At 75.9% G+C, this 19,043-nt stretch carries 11 protein-coding genes; 7 read left to right on the forward strand and 4 right to left on the reverse strand.

The features are described 5' to 3' along the window. Positions 1 to 83 precede the first annotated feature (83 nt). The 3 genes from HCK00_RS18920 (at position 84) to HCK00_RS18930 (ending at position 7,310) form a co-directional block, all read left to right on the forward strand. Positions 84 to 3,956: an ABC transporter ATP-binding protein gene (locus tag HCK00_RS18920; RefSeq protein WP_168103219.1), complete on the forward strand. Its 3,873-nt coding sequence runs from the start codon at positions 84 to 86 to the stop codon at positions 3,954 to 3,956. A gap of 275 nt (positions 3,957 to 4,231) precedes the next feature. Further along, entirely contained in the window at positions 4,232 to 5,506 is a 1,275-nt protein-coding gene (locus HCK00_RS18925) for an extracellular solute-binding protein (protein ID WP_168103183.1), read from the forward strand. Positions 5,507 to 5,786: 280 nt separating this feature from the next. Beyond that, positions 5,787 to 7,310, forward strand: coding sequence for a serine protease (locus tag HCK00_RS18930; protein ID WP_168103184.1), 1,524 nt, complete (start codon positions 5,787 to 5,789; stop codon positions 7,308 to 7,310). Between the two features lie 250 nt (positions 7,311 to 7,560). Here HCK00_RS18930 and HCK00_RS27770 read toward each other — a convergent pair whose 3' ends face one another. Beyond that, positions 7,561 to 7,959 carry a hypothetical protein gene (locus tag HCK00_RS27770; RefSeq protein ID WP_240965679.1) on the reverse strand — a complete coding sequence of 133 codons (399 nt, stop codon included), beginning with the start codon at positions 7,957 to 7,959 and terminating at the stop codon, positions 7,561 to 7,563. A gap of 524 nt (positions 7,960 to 8,483) precedes the next feature. Continuing rightward, complete coding sequence (locus tag HCK00_RS18940) at positions 8,484 to 10,406, reverse strand: glycoside hydrolase family 3 protein (protein ID WP_168103185.1); 1,923 nt, start codon at positions 10,404 to 10,406, stop codon at positions 8,484 to 8,486. Positions 10,407 to 11,105: 699 nt separating this feature from the next. Here HCK00_RS18940 and HCK00_RS18945 point away from each other — a divergent pair. Then, complete coding sequence (locus HCK00_RS18945) at positions 11,106 to 12,464, forward strand: MFS transporter (protein WP_168103186.1); 1,359 nt, start codon at positions 11,106 to 11,108, stop codon at positions 12,462 to 12,464. A 133-nt stretch (positions 12,465 to 12,597) separates the two neighbouring features. Here HCK00_RS18945 and HCK00_RS18950 read toward each other — a convergent pair whose 3' ends face one another. Next, positions 12,598 to 13,422: a sugar phosphate isomerase/epimerase family protein gene (locus HCK00_RS18950; RefSeq protein ID WP_168103187.1), complete on the reverse strand. Its 825-nt coding sequence runs from the start codon at positions 13,420 to 13,422 to the stop codon at positions 12,598 to 12,600. 588 nt (positions 13,423 to 14,010) lie between these two features. After that, entirely contained in the window at positions 14,011 to 15,105 is a 1,095-nt protein-coding gene (locus HCK00_RS18955; RefSeq protein ID WP_168103188.1) for a LacI family DNA-binding transcriptional regulator, read from the reverse strand. Between the two features lie 224 nt (positions 15,106 to 15,329). On the opposite strand from HCK00_RS18955, the gene HCK00_RS18960 reads away from it, so the two are divergent. The 3 genes from HCK00_RS18960 to HCK00_RS18970 all read left to right on the forward strand — a co-directional run bounded on the left by HCK00_RS18960 (position 15,330) and on the right by HCK00_RS18970 (position 18,953). Further along, entirely contained in the window at positions 15,330 to 16,265 is a 936-nt protein-coding gene (locus HCK00_RS18960; RefSeq protein WP_168103189.1) for a DUF6807 domain-containing protein, read from the forward strand. Between the two features lie 352 nt (positions 16,266 to 16,617). Beyond that, a complete protein-coding gene (locus HCK00_RS18965; RefSeq protein WP_168103190.1) occupies positions 16,618 to 17,769 on the forward strand; it encodes a Gfo/Idh/MocA family protein in 1,152 nt (383 codons plus the stop codon). Next, positions 17,766 to 18,953 carry a dihydrodipicolinate synthase family protein gene (locus HCK00_RS18970; RefSeq protein WP_168103191.1) on the forward strand — a complete coding sequence of 396 codons (1,188 nt, stop codon included), beginning with the start codon at positions 17,766 to 17,768 and terminating at the stop codon, positions 18,951 to 18,953. Before HCK00_RS18965 ends, HCK00_RS18970 begins: the two co-directional genes overlap by 4 nt. The last annotated feature ends 90 nt before the right edge of the window (positions 18,954 to 19,043 follow it).

Below are 19,043 nucleotides of genomic sequence, written 5' to 3' on the forward strand. Positions count from 1 at the left end.
GGGACGAGCCCGGCGCGTCCGGGGAGCCCGCGCGCGGCTGGGCGCGCCGGCTCACCGGCTACGCCTGGCGCTACCGCCGCAACGTGCTCCTCTCGCTCGGCGCCTCGCTCGGCGGGATGGCCGTCATGGCGCTGGTCCCGCTGGTCACCAAGCTGATCATCGATGACGTGGTGGTCAGCCACAACCGGCCGATGGGCCCGTGGGTGGCGCTGCTGATCGCCGCCGCCGTCGTCGTCTACGTCCTCACCTACGTCCGCCGCTTCTACGGCGGACGGCTCGCGCTCGACGTCCAGCACGATCTGCGGACCGACATGTTCCGCTCCCTGGTCCGGCTGGACGGGCGGCGCCAGGGTGAGCTCTCCACCGGTCAGGTCGTCGGCCGGGGCACCAGCGACCTCCAGCTGATCCAGGGGCTGCTGTTCATGCTGCCCATGATGATCGGCAACATCCTGCTCTTCCTGATCTCGCTCGCCGTGATGGTGTGGCTGTCGCCGCTGCTCACCCTGGTCGCGCTGGCCATGGCCCCGGCCCTGTGGTTCATCGCCGACCGCAGCCGCAAGCGCCTCTTCCCCGCCACCTGGTACGCGCAGGGGCAGGCGGCGGCCGTCGCCGGCGTGGTGGACGGGGCCGTCACCGGTGTCCGCGTGGTCAAGGGGTTCGGGCAGGAGGAGCAGGAGACCGGGAAGCTGCGCGAGGTCAGCCGCAAGCTCTTCGCGGGGCGGATGCGCACCGTCCGGCTGAACTCCCGCTACACCCCCGCCTTGCAGGCCGTGCCCTCCCTGGCCCAGGTGGCGATGCTCGCGCTGGGCGGCTGGATGGCCACCCGGGGGCAGATCACCCTCGGCACCTTCGTCGCGTTCTCCACCTACCTCGCCCAGCTCGTCGGCCCGGTGCGGATGCTGACCATGGTGCTCACCGTCGGCCAGCAGGCGCGCGCCGGCGTCGAGCGGGTGCTGGAGCTGATCGACACCGAGCCCGCCATCCGTGAGCGGCCCGGCGCCCGGGAACTGCCCGCGGACGCGCCCGCGACCGTCGAGTTCGACCGGGTGACCTTCGGCTACGAGCCCGGCCGCCCCGTCCTGGCGGACTTCTCGCTCCGCATCGGCCAGGGCGAGACCGTGGCCGTCGTCGGCGCCTCCGGCAGCGGCAAGTCCACCCTTTCCCTGCTGCTGCCCCGCTTCTACGACGCGACGGACGGCGCCGTGCGCGTCGGCGGGCACGACGTCCGCGAGCTGACGTTCGACTCGCTGCGGGCCGCCGTGGGCCTCGTCCCCGAGGACAGCTTCCTCTTCTCCGACACCGTCCGCGCCAACATCGCCTACGGGCGCCCCGACGCCACCGACGAGCAGGTCCGCGCCGCCGCGCGCGCCGCCATGGCCGACGGTTTCATCGAGGCGCTCCCCGAGGGGTACGACACCAAAGTCGGCGAGCAGGGCCTCACCCTCTCCGGCGGGCAGCGCCAGCGGGTCTCCTTGGCCCGCGCCATCCTCACCGATCCCCGGCTGCTCGTCCTGGACGACGCCACCTCCGCCGTCGACGCCCGCGTGGAACACGAGATCCACGAGGCGCTGCGCGGGGTGATGGCCGGCCGCACGACGCTTCTCATCGCGCACCGCCGCTCCACCCTCGCCCTCGCCGACCGGATCGCCGTCCTGGACCGCGGCCGGCTGTCGGACGCCGGCACCCACGAGGAGCTGGAGCGGCGCTCCCCGCTCTACCGGCGGCTGCTCACCGACCCCGACGAGCTGGGCGGCGTCGACCGCGACCCGGTGGCCGGGCTGCGGCGGGACGCCCCCGGGACGGAGACGGCCCGGGCCGGGACCGAGCGCGAGCCGGACTTCGAGGCCGAGCTGGACGCCGAGGCGGAGATGGGCGCCGAGCCGGTCAGTGCCCACCGGCGGGTCCCGGAGCGGGTCACCCCCGAGCTGTGGCGGCGCGCCGAGGAGACCGCCCGGACGGAGGAATCGGAGGGGCCGGAGGGCCCGGAGAAAACGGAGGGGTCGGGGGGAACGGCGAAGGCGGGCCCGGCGCGGGCCGGCGCCGGCCGCCCCGCCCCGGCCCCGGCGGGCGGCCCCGGGATCGCCGCCGCGATGGCCGGGATGCCCGCCACCCCGGAGCTGCTGGCGAAGGTCGCCGCGCTGCCGCCCGCCACGGACACCCCGGACGTGGACGAGGAACGCGCCGCCCAGCCCGAACGCGAGTACGGGCTGCGCCGGCTGCTGCGCGGCTTCGGCCGCCCCCTGCTGCTGGCCCTCGGACTGGTCACCGTGGACGCGGGGGCCGGGCTGCTGCTGCCGATCCTCATCCGGCACGGCATCGACGACGGCGTGCAGCGGCTGGCGCTCGGCGCGGTGTGGGCGGCCTCGGGGCTGGCGCTGCTCGTCGTCCTCGCCCAGTGGGCGGCGCAGGCCGGGGAGGTGAGGATGACCGGCCGCACCGGCGAACGCATCCTCTACAGCCTCCGCGTCAAGATCTTCGCGCAGCTCCAGCGGCTCGGGCTCGACTACTACGAGCGCGAGCTGACCGGCCGGATCATGACCCGGATCACCACCGACGTCGACGCCCTCTCCACCTTCCTCCAGACCGGCCTGGTCACCGCGCTGGTCTCCCTGGTGACCTTCTCCGGCATCCTCGTCGTGCTGTTCGTCCTCGACGTCGAACTGGCGCTGGTGGTCTTCGCGACGCTGCCCCTGCTGGCGGTGGGCACCGTGTTCTTCCGGCGGCGCAGCGTCGCGGCGTACGAGCTGGCGCGGGAGCGGGTCAGCGCCGTCAACGCCGATCTCCAGGAGGGGGTCGCCGGACTCCGCATCGTCCAGGCGTTCCGCCGCGAGGGGGACGGCGTCCGCCGCTTCACCGAGCGCAGCGACGGCTACCGGCGGGCGCGGGTGCGCGGCCAGTTCCTGATCTCCGTCTACTTCCCGTTCGTGCAGCTCCTGGCGTCCGTGGCGGCGGCGGCCGTGCTGATGGTGGGCGCGGGCCGGGTGGCCGAGGGCACCCTCACGGCCGGGGCGCTCGTCGCCTACCTGCTCTACATCGACCTGTTCTTCGCCCCCGTGCAGCAGCTCTCCCAGGTGTTCGACGGCTACCAGCAGGCGACCGTCTCGCTCGGCCGCATCCAGGAGCTGCTGCGCGAGCGGACGAGCACGCCGGCGGCGGCCCGTCCGCTGCCCGTGCGGTCGCTGCGCGGCGAGATCGCCTTCGACGGCATCCGGTTCCGCTACACCACGGAGGACGGGCCCGGGGCGGGGGACGGGCCGAAGGAGGCGCTGTCCGGGGTCGACCTGCGGATCCCGGCCGGGCAGACCGTCGCCTTCGTCGGCGAGACCGGCGCGGGGAAGTCCACCCTCGTCAAGCTGGTCGCCCGGTTCTACGACCCCACCGAGGGCGCCGTGCGCGTGGACGGCACGGATCTGCGCGAGCTGGACCTGGCCCGGTACCGGCACCGGCTGGGCGTCGTCCCGCAGGAGTCGTACCTCTTCCCCGGTACGGTGCGGGACGCGATCGCCTACGGCCGGCCGGACGCCACCGACGCCGAGGTGGAGGCGGCGGCGCGGGCCGTCGGCGCGCACGACATGGTCGCCTCGCTGGACGGCGGCTACCTCCACGAGGTCACCGAGCGGGGCCGCAACCTCTCGGCCGGACAGCGGCAGTTGATCGCGCTGGCCCGCGCCGAGCTGGTCGACCCCGACGTCCTCCTGCTCGACGAGGCCACCGCCGCCCTGGACCTGGCGACGGAGGGACTGGTCAACCAGGCGACGGACCGGCTGGCCGGGCGCCGGACCACGCTGGTGGTGGCCCACCGCCTCACCACCGCGGCCCGCGCCGACCGGGTCGTCGTCCTGGACGGCGGTCGGGTCGTGGAGGACGGCACCCACGCCGAACTGCTCGCCGCCGGCGGCCGCTACGCCCGGCTGTGGCGCACCTTCACCGGGGTCCCGGAGGCCGCCGCCGTGTGACCGGAGGGGCCACGCGCCGGCCGCCGGGCCGCGCGTGGCCCCTCCGCTCCCGCCCAGCCCGCGGCAACGGCCCCGGCCTGCTGTTCTGTTCGATACGTAAGCGATACGTTCCACTCCGTGGCTTGGGCACGCTCCCACAAGGGACACTCGTGCGCCACGCCGTGTTCACACTTTCTCCGTACGCGGCGGTTCGGCGGTCCGTCGCGGGGGGCACCTCCGCCCGCCCGGGCCGGGACACCAGGGCAACACGGGCAAGACACAAGGGCGGTAGTGCGGTGCGACGGCGTTTTCTCGGTCCACTGGCGGCGGGACTCGCGGCCGGTCTGGTCCTCACCCTCTCGGCGTGCGGCGACGGCAGCGCGCCGGCGGAGGACGGTGAGGTCAAGCTCAAGCTGGTCGCCACCGAGTACGGCGACAGATCCGGCACGAGCACGAAGAGATACTGGGACCAGCTCATCGGCGAGTTCCAGTTCGACAACCCCGGTATCTCGGTGGACGTGGACGTCTACGACCGCGGCGAGGTGGACCGCGAGGTGGCCGAGCTGGTGAAGGCGGGCAACGCGCCCGACATGGCGCAGATCTCCACCTACGCCGACTACGCGGCCGACGGCAAGCTCTACAGCGCCGACGAACTCCTCTCCATCCCCGCGCAGGCCGACTTCGTCCGCGCCGTCGCCGAGGCCGGCACGGCGCAGCGCAAGCAGTACGGGCTGCCGTTCACCGCCTCCACCCGGGTCTTCTTCTACAACAAGGAACTCTTCGAGCAGGCCGGGATCGAGAGCCCGCCGAAGACCTGGGACGAGCTCCAGGCGGCCGCCGCGGCCCTGCGCCAGTCCGGGGTCACCACCCCGTACGGCCTGCCGCTCGGCCCGGAGGAGGCGCAGGCCGAGGTGCTCAACTGGTTCCTGTCGAACGGCGGCGGCTTCACCGACAACATCGGCGGCTACACCCTCGACGAGCCGGAGAACGTCAAGGCGTTCACCTGGCTGCGGGACGAGATGGTCGGCAAGGGGCTCACCAACCCGGAGCCGGGCCGGACCAACCGCAAGGACATGTACGAGGCGTTCGTCCGCGGCGAGGTGGCCATGCTCAACGGGCACGCCTCGCTGATGGAGCGGGCCGCGGAGGGCGGGGTCGACTTCGGCATCGCGCCGATACCCGGGCGCACCGGCGAGTCCAGGGCCACCACCGGGGTCGCCGACTGGATGACGGCGTTCAAGGCGAACGGGCACCGCGAGGAGATCGGCGCGTTCCTCGACTTCGTCTACAGCAAGAAGAACGCCCTGCGGTTCGCCGAGACCTACGACCTCCTCCCCGTCACCAACGCCGCCTTCGACGCGATGCGCGCCGACGAGGGACACCGGGCGCTGTGGGAGTTCCTGGACCAGCTCCGCACCGCACAGCTCTACCCGGTGGACAAGGTCTCCTGGGCGCCGACGCTCGACCGGCTGCGGAAGGAGATCGGCGGCACGGTGGACCGGGGCGGCGACCCGGCCTCCGTCCTCGGCGCCATCCAGCGGAAGGCGGAGGCCACGGAGAGCGCGGGATGACCGGGCGCCGGGGCGCCCCGGTGTTCCGGCGGGCCGGGATGCCGGGGCGTGCCGGAGGTGCCGGCCGGGCGACGGGGCTGACGGCCGGATGGCCGGACGGGCCGGCGAGCTGACGGGCTGACGAGCTGACGGGCCGTGTGCCCCGAGACGGGTGGGACGAGGCAGCCGGCGAACCGGGCCCGGGATCACCGGCTCCCCGTCCCCGGGCGCGGTCTGGCGGACGGGGCGGCGTGCCGCTAGGTTCGCCAGACCTCGTGATCCCGTGCCCCAGGGAGGGCGTATGCGCAAGGCCGCGCGCACAGTGAGGGTGTTTCCGGTGTTCCCGGTACTCCTGGCGCTGGTGGTGCTCCTGGGCGCCGTGGGTGCCGGGACGGCGCCGGCCGGTGCCGCCACCACCGTGGCGCCCGTCCGGCCGGCCGCCGCCCCCGGCTCCGATGCCACCGGAGCCACCGGAGCCACCGGGGCCGGCCCTGCCACCGACATCGAGCAGCGGCTCCGGTCCGTCCCCGGCCTCAAGGTGATCGAGGAGAAGCCGGTCGAGGGCTACCGCTACTTCGTCATGGAGTACACCCAGCCCGTCGACCACCGCCGCCCCTGGCGGGGGACCTTCCAGCAGCGGCTGACCCTGCTGCACAGGTCCACCGACCGGCCAGTGGTCTTCCACACCTCGGGCTACCACGTCTCCACCACTCCCTCCCGCGGCGAGCCCGCGCGGATCGTGGACGGCAACCAGCTCTCCCTGGAGTACCGGTTCTTCGAGCCGTCCCGGCCGGACCCCGCCGACTGGTCCCGGCTGGACATCCGGCAGGGCGCCGACGACCAGCACCGCGTCTTCCGCGCGCTGAAGCGGATCTACGGCGCCAACTGGCTGGCCACCGGCGGCAGCAAGGGCGGCATGACCGCCGTCTACTACCGCCGCTTCCACCCGGGCGACATGGACGGCACGATCGCCTACGTCGCCCCCAACGACGTCGACAACGACGAGGACTCCGCCTACAGCCGCTTCTTCGCGGAGGTCTCCACCCCCGAGTGCCGCGCCGCGCTCGACGCCGTGCAGCGCGAGGTCCTCGTCCGCCGGGACGAGATCCTCGCCCGGTACACCGGCTGGGCCCGGGAGAACGGCGCCACGTTCACCGTCGTCGGCAGCGCCGACCGGGCGTACGAGAATGTCGTCATGGACCTGGTCTGGGCGTTCTGGCAGTACGGCGATGAGCGGGACTGCGCCACGGTGCCCGCGTCGACGGCCACCACCGACGAGCTCTACGCCTTCGTCGACCAGGTCTCCGGCTTCGCCTTCTACACCGACCAGGGCCTCGACCCCTACACGCCGTACTACTACCAGGCGGGCACCGAGCTGGGCGCGCCGTCCTTCGCCACCCCGCACCTGGCCGGCCTGCTCCGGTACCCCGGCACCTACGAGCCGCGCAGCTACGTCCCGCGGGAGATACCGATGCGCTGGCGCGGGCAGGTGATGGACGACGTCGACCGCTGGGTGCGCCACCGCGGTGAGCGGCTGCTCTTCGTCTACGGCGAGAACGACCCCTGGGGCGCCGAACCGTTCCGCCTAGGCCGGGGCACGGCGGACTCCTACGTCTACACCGCCCCCGGCGCCAACCACGGCGCGGGCATCGGGGATCTGCGCGAGAAGGAGCGGGACCGGGCCACCGCGGCGGTCCTGAGGTGGGCGGACGTCGCCCCCGCCGCCGTACGGGAGGGCGCGGCGGCGGCCGGGCCCCTGGCCCGGCGCGACGCGCTGCTGGACGGGCGCGCCGAGGCCGAACGGCTGCGCGCCCCGCGCCGGTGACGAGCCCCGCCCGGGGGCGCCGGCCGGTACCCCCGGACCGGGGACGGAGGCATCGCCCGGCCCCGGGGCGGGGCACCGGGAGCGCGCCGTCGCCCGCTTGACCCCACCCCGCCTGATCCCGCCCCGCCTGACCCCGCCCCGCCGTCCGGCCGGTCGTCCCGGCGCGACGCGTGGCGGCGGTGCGGGCGCGTGGCGGCGCGGGCGCGCGGCGGCCCGCCGTTCCGCCCGCCGCCGGCGCTCCCGGCGGTGATCAGAGGCGGCGGGCGCAGCCGACGGGCTTCCCGCCGCCCAGTTCGACGTAGAGATCGGTGCCGGCGGGGCAGTCGTCACGGTCGCGTACCGCCTTCACCACCGTGAACTCCGGGGCCGGGTCGGCCGAGGGCTCGCAGGAGGTCTCCCGTACCTCGTTCGCGCGGGTCAGGTGGACGCAGTCGCCGGTGATCACGCGCGGGCCGCCCCCGCCGCCCGGGTCGCCGGGGTGCGGCGGCTCCAGGTTGCGCAGGCAGGCGTAGCCCCGCCGGCGGTCCGGACCGTCACCGGCCCCGTCACCGGGGCCCCCGGTGCCGGGAACCGTGGTGGCGCCGGCGGTCCCGGAGCCGTCGGCGGGTTCGGTGACGTGCAGCAGGACGTCGGTGCGGGCCGGGCACACCGGGCCGGTGGGTGGCGGTGCCGCCCCGGTAGCGGAGCAGCACCCGGGCGACGGCCCGCTCGCTCGTGCAGGACACCTCCTCGAAGGACGCGCGCCCGCGGGCAGCGCACTCGCCCTCGGCGAGGAACACCCCGCCGGAATCCGCGGGGCCGGGGCCCTGGCCGGGCCCGGAAGCCGGAGGGCCGGACTCCGGCGGCCCGTCGTCGCGGGCTCCGGAGGTGCCCGGGCCCGGGCCGCCGGTACCGCCGGAGTCCTCGGAGCCACCGGTTCCGCAGCCGGCGCCCAGCAGCAGCAGAACGGTGAGCAGCCCGGCCGGCACGGCGCGGCGGGCCCGGCGGGCGGGGTGGTCCGCGGCGGCCGTCCCGCGTTCCCCGCGCGCACGGCGGTGGGGGTGTCTCGGTGCGCACATGGCGCTCATCATCCCCCCTCCGCCCGGTGCGGCCCGCCGGGGCGGGCGCGCACCGGGCGGCGACGAGGGCCCACGGCCCGTTCCGTCCGGTGCCCCTGAAGCCGGGGAGCGGGGCTCAGTACGACAGGCCGTGGCCGATCGGGTACAGCACCTGCGCCGGGTCGTCCGCGCGGGGCACGGGCACGGGCAGGCGGCCGGTGGGGTCGGTCCGGCCCGCGACGACCCGGGCGGCGGCGCGGATGTCGGTGTCGGTCCAGGAGTAGCCGGCCAGTGAGGCCGCCACCCCCTCCAGCCGGGCGATGTCGTACGGGTTGCGGAGCGCGAGCTGGACGACGGGCACGCCGGTGGCGGCCAGCTCGGCGACGAGGGTGATCTGCGGGGAGCCGGCCGCCACGTTGTAGGTGGTGACGACCACCGCGTCCTGCCCGGCGGCCCCGGCCACGGCCCGGTCGATCGCCTCCCGGGTGGGGGAGGTGCCGGTGGACACCGCGGAGGCGGCGAAGCCCAGCTCGGTGAGGGCGCGGGCGAGCACGGCGGTCGGCGGGCCACCGGTGCCGGAGGGCGCCGCCGGATCGGCGCCGGTCACGAGCACCCGGGGCTGCCGGCGCGGGTGGAGGGGCAGCGCCCGCCGCCCTCCGGCTCCGGAGCGCCGGTTGACGAGCAGGGTGACGGCCCGGTCCGCGATCCGGTCGGCGGCCCTCAGGTGACGGCGGACGCCGACGGTGCGGTCCACGTCCGCGCGGGTCACCAGCGGCTCGTCGAACAGGCCGCGCCGCGCTTTGAGTTCGAGGATGCGCAGCAGCGAGGCGTCGACGCGCTCCTCGCCGATCTCGCCGTCCTCCACGGCCCGTTTGACGGCGTTCCAGGCCAGCGGCAGGTCCGGGGCGTTGAGCAGCTGGTCCACCCCGGCCTTGAGCGCCAGTACCGGCACCCGTTCGTCGCCGTACTTCTGCCGGACGCCGGCCATGTCCAGCGCGTCCGTGACGATGACACCCTCGAACCCGAGTTCCTCCCGGAGGACGCCGGTGAGGATGGGCTTCGAGAGGGTCGCCGGGTCCTCGTTCGGGTCGAGCGCGGGGAAGAGCAGGTGCGCCGTCATGATCGAGTCGATGCCGGCGGCGATGGCCGCGCGGAAGGGGGGCGCGTCCAGCCGCTCCCACTCCTCGCGGGTGTGGGTGATGACCGGCAGGCCCGTGTGGCTGTCGGTGGAGGTGTCGCCGTGGCCGGGGAAGTGCTTGGCGGTGGCCGCGACCCCCACGCCCTGGTACCCCGCCACCTGCGCGGTGACCAGCCGGGCGGCGGCCGCCGGGTCCGCCCCGAAGGAGCGGACGCCGATGACCGGGTTGGCCGGGTTGACGTTGACGTCGGCGACCGGCGCGTAGTCCTGCCGGATGCCCATGGCGGCCAGCTCCGCGCCGGCGACCCGGGCGGCGGTCCGGGCGTCCGCGCGGGAGCCGCCGGCGCCGAGCGCCATCGCACCGGGCAGCAGCGTGGCCGGGGCCCCGATCCGGGCGACCACGCCGTGCTCCTGGTCGGTGGAGACCAGCAGCGGCACGGGTACCGGCTGCGCGAGCCCGGCGCGCTGGATCCCGTTCGAGAGGTCCGCGATCTGGTGCGGGTCGCGGACGTTGTGCGCCCAGGCGAAGTAGATGATGCCGCCGACGTGGTACTCCGCGATCAGCTCGGCGGCGGTGGAGACCCCGAACTCCTTGCGGTTGGTCTCGGCGTCGGCCGGGTCCGGGTCGGTCGCGGAGTGCCCGTACACGCGGGTGACGAAGAGCTGGCCGACCTTCTCCTCCAGGCTCATCCGGGAGATGAGCCGGCGCAGTGCCGCCGGGCCGGGCCGGCGCGCCGGGGGAGCGGCGAGGGCGGCCCCCGGCCCGGTGGCGGCGAGGGCGGCGGCACCGGCGACGGTGGCCGTCACGGTCAGCAGACCGCGGCGGGAGGGGGCCGGGGCCGCCCGGTGCGTGGGGGCGGGCCGGGCGCGGTCGGGTGAGGGTCCGGGTGAGCGGTCCGGTGACGGGTCCGGGTGGTGCACGGTGCGCTCCTTCCGTACGGAGGTGCCGGGCGCCGGGCCGGCCCCGGCCGGGGCACCCGCCCCGCCGGTGCCGGGCCCCGCGCGGCGGCCGGGGGCACGGCGGGCGGTGACCGCCCCGGCCGGCGGGGGCCGGGACGGCGGGGCCGGCGGCCGGTGCCGGCCGGTGCCGAGCGGGGACGGGCCGGGAGGGCGCGGTGGGGGCGGGCCCCTTCGGCGCGGTGCGAAGGGGCGGGAACGGCGGGGACGAGTGAGCCGGCGGGCGGGTGCGGACTGCTGCGGATATGAAGAAAATTTCCAGCGCTCAACGGATATCCGGAAAGTTTCCGCCAGTCAATGGGGGGCGCGCGCGTCCGCCGCGCCCGGCGGAGACGGAGCGGCGGGCTCCGCGGCGGGCGCCGGCCGGGGGGTGTGGCCGCGGGGTCCCGTCGTGGCGTTCCGGGCCGGCCGCCGGTTCAGCCGTCGGGGGCGGGGCTTCCCTGGGGCGCCGTTGGTCCGGGTGGGGGGGGCCGGCGGGCCGGCCGGAGGGGCGGTCGGCGTCGGCCGGCGGGTCAGGGGCCGCCGGGTACGGGGCCGGGCGGCGGGCCCGTCAGGAGCGGTGCGGGATGGCGTGGCCCGAATTTTAGGTGTAGAAACCACTGATATATTGGATGCCTTCGGCAACCATCTGACCACCGCTCCGGAGGGAGCCGAGAACGCTGTATGTCCCACACCCCCGCCTCACCGTCCCCCTCGCCCGGCTCGTCGGTGTCCCCGCCGTCCCCGCCGTCGCCGTCCCCGCAGTCCTCGCCGTCCCCGGCCTCCCGGGAGGTCGCCCGGGCCGCCGCGGCCGTCGCGGGCCCGGTTCCGGAGGGCGCCCCCGCGGCAGTCGCGGGTCCCGTGCCCGCCGGGCCGCCGGCGAGCCCCTTCCGCCAGCCCAGGGCGGTCTGGGCCGTCGCCTTCGCGTGCGTGATCTCGTTCATGGGCATCGGGCTCGTCGACCCGATCCTCCCCGCGATCGCGGGTGACCTCGACGCCTCGCCGAGCCAGGTGACCCTCCTCTTCACCAGCTACCTGGTGATGACGGCGGTCGCCATGCTGATCACCGGCTGGGTCTCCAGCCGGCTCGGCGCGAAGCGCACCCTGATCCTCGGCCTGGCCCTGATCGTCGTCTTCGCGGCGCTCGCCGGTACGAGCGACAGCGTCGGGGGCGTCATCGGCTTCCGCGCCGGCTGGGGCCTGGGCAACGCCCTCTTCATCGCCACCTCGCTGGCCGTGATCGTCGGCTCCGCCAGCGGGGGCTTCGCGGGCGCCATCGTGCTCTACGAGTCGGCGCTCGGCGTGGGCATCGCCACCGGGCCGCTGCTCGGCGGGGTGCTCGGGGACATCAGCTGGCGCGGCCCGTTCCTCGGGGTCTCGGTGCTGATGCTGATCGCCCTGGTGGCCACGGCCGTCCTGCTGCCGCCCGCCCCGCGGAGCGAGCGCCCCGAACGGCTGCGCGAACCCTTGCTGGCGCTCCGTCACCGGGCCCTGGCCGCGACGAGCGTCACCGGGCTCCTCTACAACTGGGGCTTCTTCACGATGCTCGGCTACGCGCCGTTCCTCATGGACCTGGAGGCCATGGAGCTCGGCTGGGTCTTCTTCGGCTGGGGGCTGCTCGTGGCGGTCTTCGCCGTGTTCGGCGCGCCGCTGCTGCGCCGCGCCCTGGGCACGCCCCGCACGCTGTACGGCAACCTCGTGCTGATGGGGGCGGACCTCGCCGTCATCGGGTTCTTCCACGACCGGCCCGCGGTGGTCGCCGGCGCCGTGATCGTCTCCGGTGTCTTCATCGGCGTCAGCAACACCCTGGTGACCACGGCGGTGATGAGCGTCGCCCCGGTGCCGCGGCCGGTCGCCTCCGCGACCTACGGCTTCGTGCGCTTCATCGGCGGCGGGCTCGCCCCGTTCGCGGCCGGCAAGCTCGCGGAACACAGCGGCGCCCGGCTGCCGTTCCTGCTGGGCGCGGTGGCCGTCGCGGCCGGCGCGGTGGTGCTGTCCACGGTGCACCGCACGCTGTCGGAGGCCGACACCGGCCACGGCTGAGGCGCCCACGGGGGCCGGGCCGGCGGCCCCGGGGAGGGGTTGCCGGCCTGCCCGGGGCCCGCGCGGCCCGGCCGCCGGGCCGCGCGGGCCCCGGGCGGTCGCCGGGCCGCGCGAGGCCGGGGCAGCGGCGGGCTCAGGCCGACTGCGTCAGCAGCCCCATCAGGTGGTCGTGGCCGGGACGCAGCACCTCCGGCAGCTCCGGGACCTCCGGGTACCAGCGCTTCTCGTACTCCCAGCACAGCCACTCCGTGCCCGCCGCCGGACGGGTCTGGGCCGGGTCCTGCCGGGTGAGCAGGTCCACGCACTCGGTGAGCGGCAGCACGCCCGCGCCGAGCGGCAGCGGAGTGGTGTCCTCCACCGAGGTGATGTCCTTGACCTGGACGTACGCGAGGTAGGGGGCGAGTACGGCGTACGAGGTCTCCGGGTCCTCACCGGCCAGCCAGGGGTGCATCACATCCCAGATCGCGCCGACGGAAGGGTGGCCCACCAGACCGAGCACCCGGGCGGTGTCGGTGCCCGTGCGGTGCGAGTCGTGGGTCTCCAGGCAGAGGGTGACACCCAGGTCGGCGGCGTACGGCGCGGCGGCGGCCAGCCGGCGGGCGGCGGCCGCGTCGGCGTCCTCGGTGGCCGGCTGGTCCACACCGCCGGGGAAGACCCGCACGTAGGGGGCGTTGAGATCACTCGCGAGGGTGAGCAGCTCATGCAACTCGTCGACGACCGTCTCGTCGGCGCCCGGGGCGGCCACCCGGGTGTAACCGGCGGCGCTGAGGACGCGCAGTCCGGCGTCCTGGAAGCGGCGCGCGGTCTCCTTGCGCACCTCGCCGCCGACCCCGGGGTGCACCGGCTCGTCCCCGTGCACGCGCAGCTCCACGCCGTGGAAACCGCCCTCCGTCGCGAGCCGCACCACCTCGGGAATCTCCATGCCGGGGACGCCGAGGGTCGAGAAGGCGAGTTGCACGGTTGCTCCTGGTGGTCGGGCCGGAAGGGTGGGGGTCCGGCGGGAGGGCCGGCGGTCCGCCGGGGCGGGGCCGGGACCGGTCGCGTCCGCCCCTCCCGGCGTCCGGGCGGACACAGGCCGGGTTCCCGCAGCGGGCACGGACATGCCGGACGCGGCCCGGACGGCGGACGCGGCGGGCGGCGCGGGGAGGGGGTCGTGGGGCGAACGGGGCGGGGCGGACGGGGGCGGGCGGCGCGGGACGGAGGGGACGGGCCGGGCCGGGCGAGGGGACCGGACCGGGACGGAAGGCGGACGGGGCGAGCCCCCGGCCCCCGGGCCTGGGAGAGCCGGGGGCCGGGAAGACCCCGAACCGCGGAGAGCCCCTGTCCCCGGGAGGCCGGGGACTTCGGGGGCGGCGCTTCCGGTGCGGCGGTACCGGGCGGCGGAGAGCCCGACGTCCGCCGGTCCGCCGGGCGGCTCCCGTCGCCGGGGAGGCCGGGACTCCGGGGGCAGGGAGCCCGGAGGGCGGGGCGCCCCGAGGGAACCCCGAGCGCCCCGGCTGCCGCCCCCGTCGGGCTCTGCTGCCCCCGTCGGCCCCCGTCGCCCCTGTCAGCCCCGGTCGCGGGGTGGCGCCGTCGACGCCCGGACCATCAGCTCGGCCCGGATCGTGGCCACCCCGCCGGGCGGGGCCGGCTCCCGGTTCGTGGCGAGCCGGCCCGCGCGGGCCCCGGCCTCGTGCAGCGGCAGCCGGACGGTGGTCAGGGCGGGCACGGCGTCGGCGCTGAACGGCAGGTCGTCGAAGCCGGCCACGGAGACGTCCGCCGGGATGCGCAGCCCCTGGTCGCGCAGGGCGGCGCAGGCGCCGAGGGCGATGGTGTCGTTGGCCGCGACCACCGCCGTCAGCTCCGGTTCCCTGCGCAGCAGTTCGAGGGTGGCGTCGTAGCCGGAGGCGCGGTCGAAGCGGCCGTGCACGGTCAGCCGTTCGGCCGCGGAGGTACCGGCCGCCGCCGGCGCCCCGGCGCCGGGGACGCCCGCGGCGGCCAGGGCGGCCCGGTGCCCCTCCAGCCGGTGACGGGTGGTGGTGCGGTCCGGAGGCCCGGTGACGTAACCGATGCGGCGGTGGCCCAGCGTGAGCAGGTGCTCGGTGAGCCGCCGCGCGCCGCCGCGGTTGTCGAACGCCAGGGTGGTGACGGCCGGTTCGCCGTCGCCCCGCGGGGGCAGCGGCGGGCGGCCGCACAGGACGACGCGGGTGCCGGCGTCGGTGAGCCGGCCCAGCTTGGCGGCGACGGCGGCCGCGTGGTCGGCGCCCTCGGCGGCCCCGCCGGTGACGACCACGGCCGCGGCCCGCTGCCGCTGGAGCAGGGTGAGGTAGGTGAGTTCCCGCTCGGGGGAGCCGCCGGTGTTGCAGACGACGGCGAGCTTCGCACCCGTGCCGTGCAGTTCGGCGATCTCCGACTGCACGGCCCCGGCCATGATGCCGAAGAACGGGTCGGCGATGTCGTTGACGAGGATGCCGACCAGGTCGGAGGTGGCCGCGGCGAGCGCGCTGGCCGGCCCGTTGACGACGTAGTCCAGCTCGCCGACCGCGCGCAGCACCCGCGCCCGGGTCGCCTCGGAGACCGGGTAGTTGCCGCTGAGGACCCGGGAGACCGTGGCCGAGGAGACCTGGGCGTGGGCCGCCACATCCGCCAGGGTCACTGCCATGTGTACCTCCGTGTGCGCGCCGGCCGGGGCCGCCCCTCCGGTCCCCGGGGAGTGCATCGTCTCACCCCGCCGTGGGCGGGACGGGCCGGGCGGAGGGGTACGTCTTGTCCCCGGCGGCGCCCTCTGCCTAGGGTCCGGGGGGAAAGCGCTTTCCCGCGCCGCCGTCCCGGGCCGGGACGGCCCGCCCCCGCGGCCACCCCCGGCCCCCGCACCCCCGGAGAGCCATGAGCGCGCCCGTCACCCTCACCCACGTCCACGGCGAACGGATCTCCGTCACCTCCGGTGGCGTCGAACTGATGGCCTACGTCTACCGGCCGGATCCCGAGCCGTACGAGGCGCCCAAGCCCTACGCCCACCCGCTGCGCACCCTCGCCGGGCACACCGTCACCGGCTACCGGCCCAACGACCACCGCCACCACAAGGGGCTCCAGATGACCGCCAGTCATCTCTCCGGCCAGAATCTGTGGGGCGGCAACTCCTATCTCCACGGCCAGGGGTACCGGCGCGTCCCCGAACGGGTCGGCTCGATGCGCCACGACGGTTTCGGCCACGTCACGGCGGAGCGCGACCGTGTCTCGTTCACCGAGCGGCTGACCTGGCGGGCGCACTCGGGCGAGGAGTGGGCCCACGAGCGGCGCGACCTCGCGGTCCACTCCGCCGACGCCGGCGCGGGCTGCTGGACCCTGGAGTGGGCCACCGAGCTGACCAACCTCCGCGCCGAACCCCTGAGGTTCGGTTCCCCCACCACGGCCGGCCGGGAGATGGCCGGCTACACGGGGCTGCACTGGCGCGGCCCGCGCGACCTCACCGGCGGGGACGTGCTCGGCCCCGAGGGGCGCGGCGGGGACGGGGAGGCGGGGGCCGTGGCCATGATGGGCACCCACGCGCCCTGGCTGGCCTTCACCGGCGTCCACGACGAGGTGGACGCGCGCTCCACGCTCGTCTTCCTGCACGATCCGGCCAACGAGCGGGCGATCCACGCCTCCCACTGGTTCGTCCGCTCCGAGCCGGCGCCCAGCGTCGCCTTCTCCTGGGCGTTCTTCGAGGAGTTCGCGCTGGCCCCGGGGGAGAGCTTCGCCTACCGCTACCGGGTGCTGATCGCCGACGGCGCGTGGGACCGGGAGCGGATCGCGGAGCGGGTCGCGGCGCAGCGCTGGTGAGCTGACCGCCCCGTCCGCGAGGTGGTGGCGGGTGGCACCGGGCCCGGCGGGCGATCGCGGGGACGGGCGCCCTCCGGGCGGCGCGGAGCTGTGCGGGGGGTGCGACGCGGCGCGCGGAGACGCCACGAGGCGCGCGGAGACGCGGAGGGCGCCCCGGGTCGGTGGCCGGCGGCGCCTTGTGGTGACGGGCGTGGGGGGATAGCGTCGTAGAAAGCGCTTGCTCCGCCCGCGCCCACCTTCCCCCACCCCGCCGTGCTCCGGTCTGTCCGGAGGCGGCGCGGCAGGCGACGGCGGCGCGGAGAGGGCCGAAGGGGCCGGGAAGGCGCGGCAGAGCGGGAGAAGGGACGGCCGAGTGACACGCACGACGCTACGCATCGCCATGAACGGGGTGACCGGCCGCATGGGCTACCGGCAGCACCTGCTGCGCTCCCTGCTCGCCATCCGCGAGCAGGGCGGCGTGGACGCGGGGGACGGCACGGTGCTCTGGCCCGAGCCGGTGCTCGTCGGCCGCCGCGAGCACGCCCTGCGGGCCATCGCGGACCGGCACGGCCTGGAACACTGGACCACCGACCTCGACGCGGTGCTCGCCGACCCGGCCACCGACATCTACTTCGACGCCCAGATCACCTCGGCCCGCGAACCCGCGCTGCGCAAGGCGATCGCCGCCGGCAAGCACATCTACTGCGAGAAGCCCACCGCCTCCGGGCTCGCCGGCGCGCTGGAGCTGGCCCGGCTCGCCGAGCGGGCCGGTGTCCGCCACGGCGTGGTGCAGGACAAGCTCTTCCTGCCGGGGCTGCGCAAGCTCAAGCGGCTGATCGACGGCGGCTTCTTCGGCGAGATCCTCTCCGTGCGCGGCGAGTTCGGCTACTGGGTCTTCGAGGGTGACTGGCAGCCCGCGCAGCGGCCGTCCTGGAACTACCGCGCGCAGGACGGCGGCGGCATCGTCGCGGACATGTTCCCGCACTGGGAGTACGTGCTGCACGGCCTGTTCGGCCGGGTGCGCAGCGTGCAGGCCGAGGTCGTCACGCACGTCCCGCGCCGCTGGGACGAGCGCGGCAAGCCGTACGAGGCGACGGCCGACGACGCCGCCTACGGCGTCTTCCGCCTGGAGGGCGGCGCGGTGGCGCAGATCAACTCCTCCTGGGCGGTCCGCGTCCACCGCGACGAGCTGGTGGAGTTCCAGGTGGACGGCGTCGAGGGCTCGGCCGTCGCCGGGCTCCGCCGCTGCCGCGTCCAGCACCGCTCGGCCACCCCCAAGCCGGTGTGGAACCCGGACCTGCCGCTCACCGAGTCCTTCCGCGACCAGTGGCAGGAGGTCCCGGACAACGAGGAGTTCGACAACGGCTTCAAGGCGCAGTGGGAGCTGTTCCTGCGCCATGTGGCGCTGGGTGAGCCCTGGGGCTGGGACCTGCTGGCCGGGGCGCGCGGGGTGCAACTCGCCGAGCTGGGGCTGCGGTCGGCGGCGGAGGGCCGCCGGCTGGACGTGCCGGAGCTGACGCTGTGACGCTCCGGCTGCCCACCCCCGGGGGAGGGCTGCGCGGGTACGAGCCGCGCCGCGAGCCCGCCCCCGCCGTCCTCGCGCCGGCGGGGGGAGGTGCGGCCGGGGCGCCGCGCTCCCGTACCGTCCACGCCGCCGCGCACGTCGTCGTCGACCCGTTCGCCGACACCACGCCGGACGGCCCGGCGGCCGTCGACTGGGAGGCGACCCTCGCCTTCCGGCGCCACCTCTGGTCCCACGGCCTGGGCGTCGCCGAGGCCATGGACACCGCGCAGCGCGGCATGGGGCTGGACTGGAAGGGCGCCGCCGAGCTGATCCGCCGCTCGGCCGCCGAGGCGCGCGCCGAGGGCGGTCTCCTCGTCTGCGGCGCCGGCACCGACCAGCTCGCCGCGGACCCGGCGCGCCCCGCGTCCCTCGCCGAGGTGCGCTCCGCCTACGAGGAGCAGCTCGCCCTGGTCGAGGACGCGGGCGCGCGGGCCGTGCTGATGGCGTCCCGGGCCCTCGCGGCCGCCGCCCGGGGACCGGAGGACTACCTGGAGGTCTACGGTCATCTGCTGCGCCAGGCCCGGGAGCCGGTGATCCTCCACTGGCTCGGCCCCATGTTCGACCCCGCGCTGGAGGGCTACTGGGGCGGCGCCGACCTCGACCGGGCGACGGAGACCTTCCTGGAGGTGATCGCCGCCCACCCGGACAAGGTGGACGGCGTGAAGGTCTCCCTGCTGGACGCCGGCCGGGAGACGGACCTGCGCCGCCGGCTGCCGGACGGCGTGCGCTGCTACACCGGCGACGACTTCCACTACCCGGAACTGATCGCGGGCGACGGCCGCCACTTCAGCCACGCCCTGCTCGGGATCTTCGACCCGCTGGCCCCGCTCGCCGCCGAGGCCGTGCGGGTGCTCGACACCGGCGACGAGGCGGGCTTCCGCGCCGTCCTCGACCCCACGGTGGCGCTCTCCCGCCATCTCTTCGCCCCGCCCACCCGCTACTACAAGACCGGGGTGGTGCTGCTGGCCTGGCTCGCCGGGCACCAGGAGCACTTCACGATGGCCGGCGGCCTCCAGTCGGCCCGTTCCCTGCCCCATCTGGCCCGCGCCTACGAACTGGCCGACGGGCTCGGCCTGTTCCCCGACCCCGGGCTCGCGGAGGACCGCATGCGCCACCTGCTCGCCGTCCACGGGGTCGCCCCGTGAACGAGCCGGTGAACAGCGGCCCGGTGGGCGGGGACCCCGTGAACGGAAACCCGGTGGGCGGGGGTCCGGTGGGCGCGGGCCAGGTGAACG

This window comes from Streptomyces zingiberis, assembly GCF_012034935.1.
Lineage (GTDB): Bacteria > Actinomycetota > Actinomycetes > Streptomycetales > Streptomycetaceae > Streptomyces > Streptomyces zingiberis.

Excerpts from the sequence above, each read along its gene's own strand:
- HCK00_RS18930 (WP_168103184.1), top strand. The coding sequence starts at position 5,787 with ATGCGCAAGGCCGCGCGCACAGTGAGGGTGTTTCCGGTGTTCCCGGTA.
- HCK00_RS18945 (WP_168103186.1), top strand. The coding sequence starts at position 11,106 with ATGTCCCACACCCCCGCCTCACCGTCCCCCTCGCCCGGCTCGTCGGTG.
- HCK00_RS18955 (WP_168103188.1), bottom strand. The coding sequence starts at position 15,105 with ATGGCAGTGACCCTGGCGGATGTGGCGGCCCACGCCCAGGTCTCCTCG.
- HCK00_RS18960 (WP_168103189.1), top strand. The coding sequence starts at position 15,330 with ATGAGCGCGCCCGTCACCCTCACCCACGTCCACGGCGAACGGATCTCC.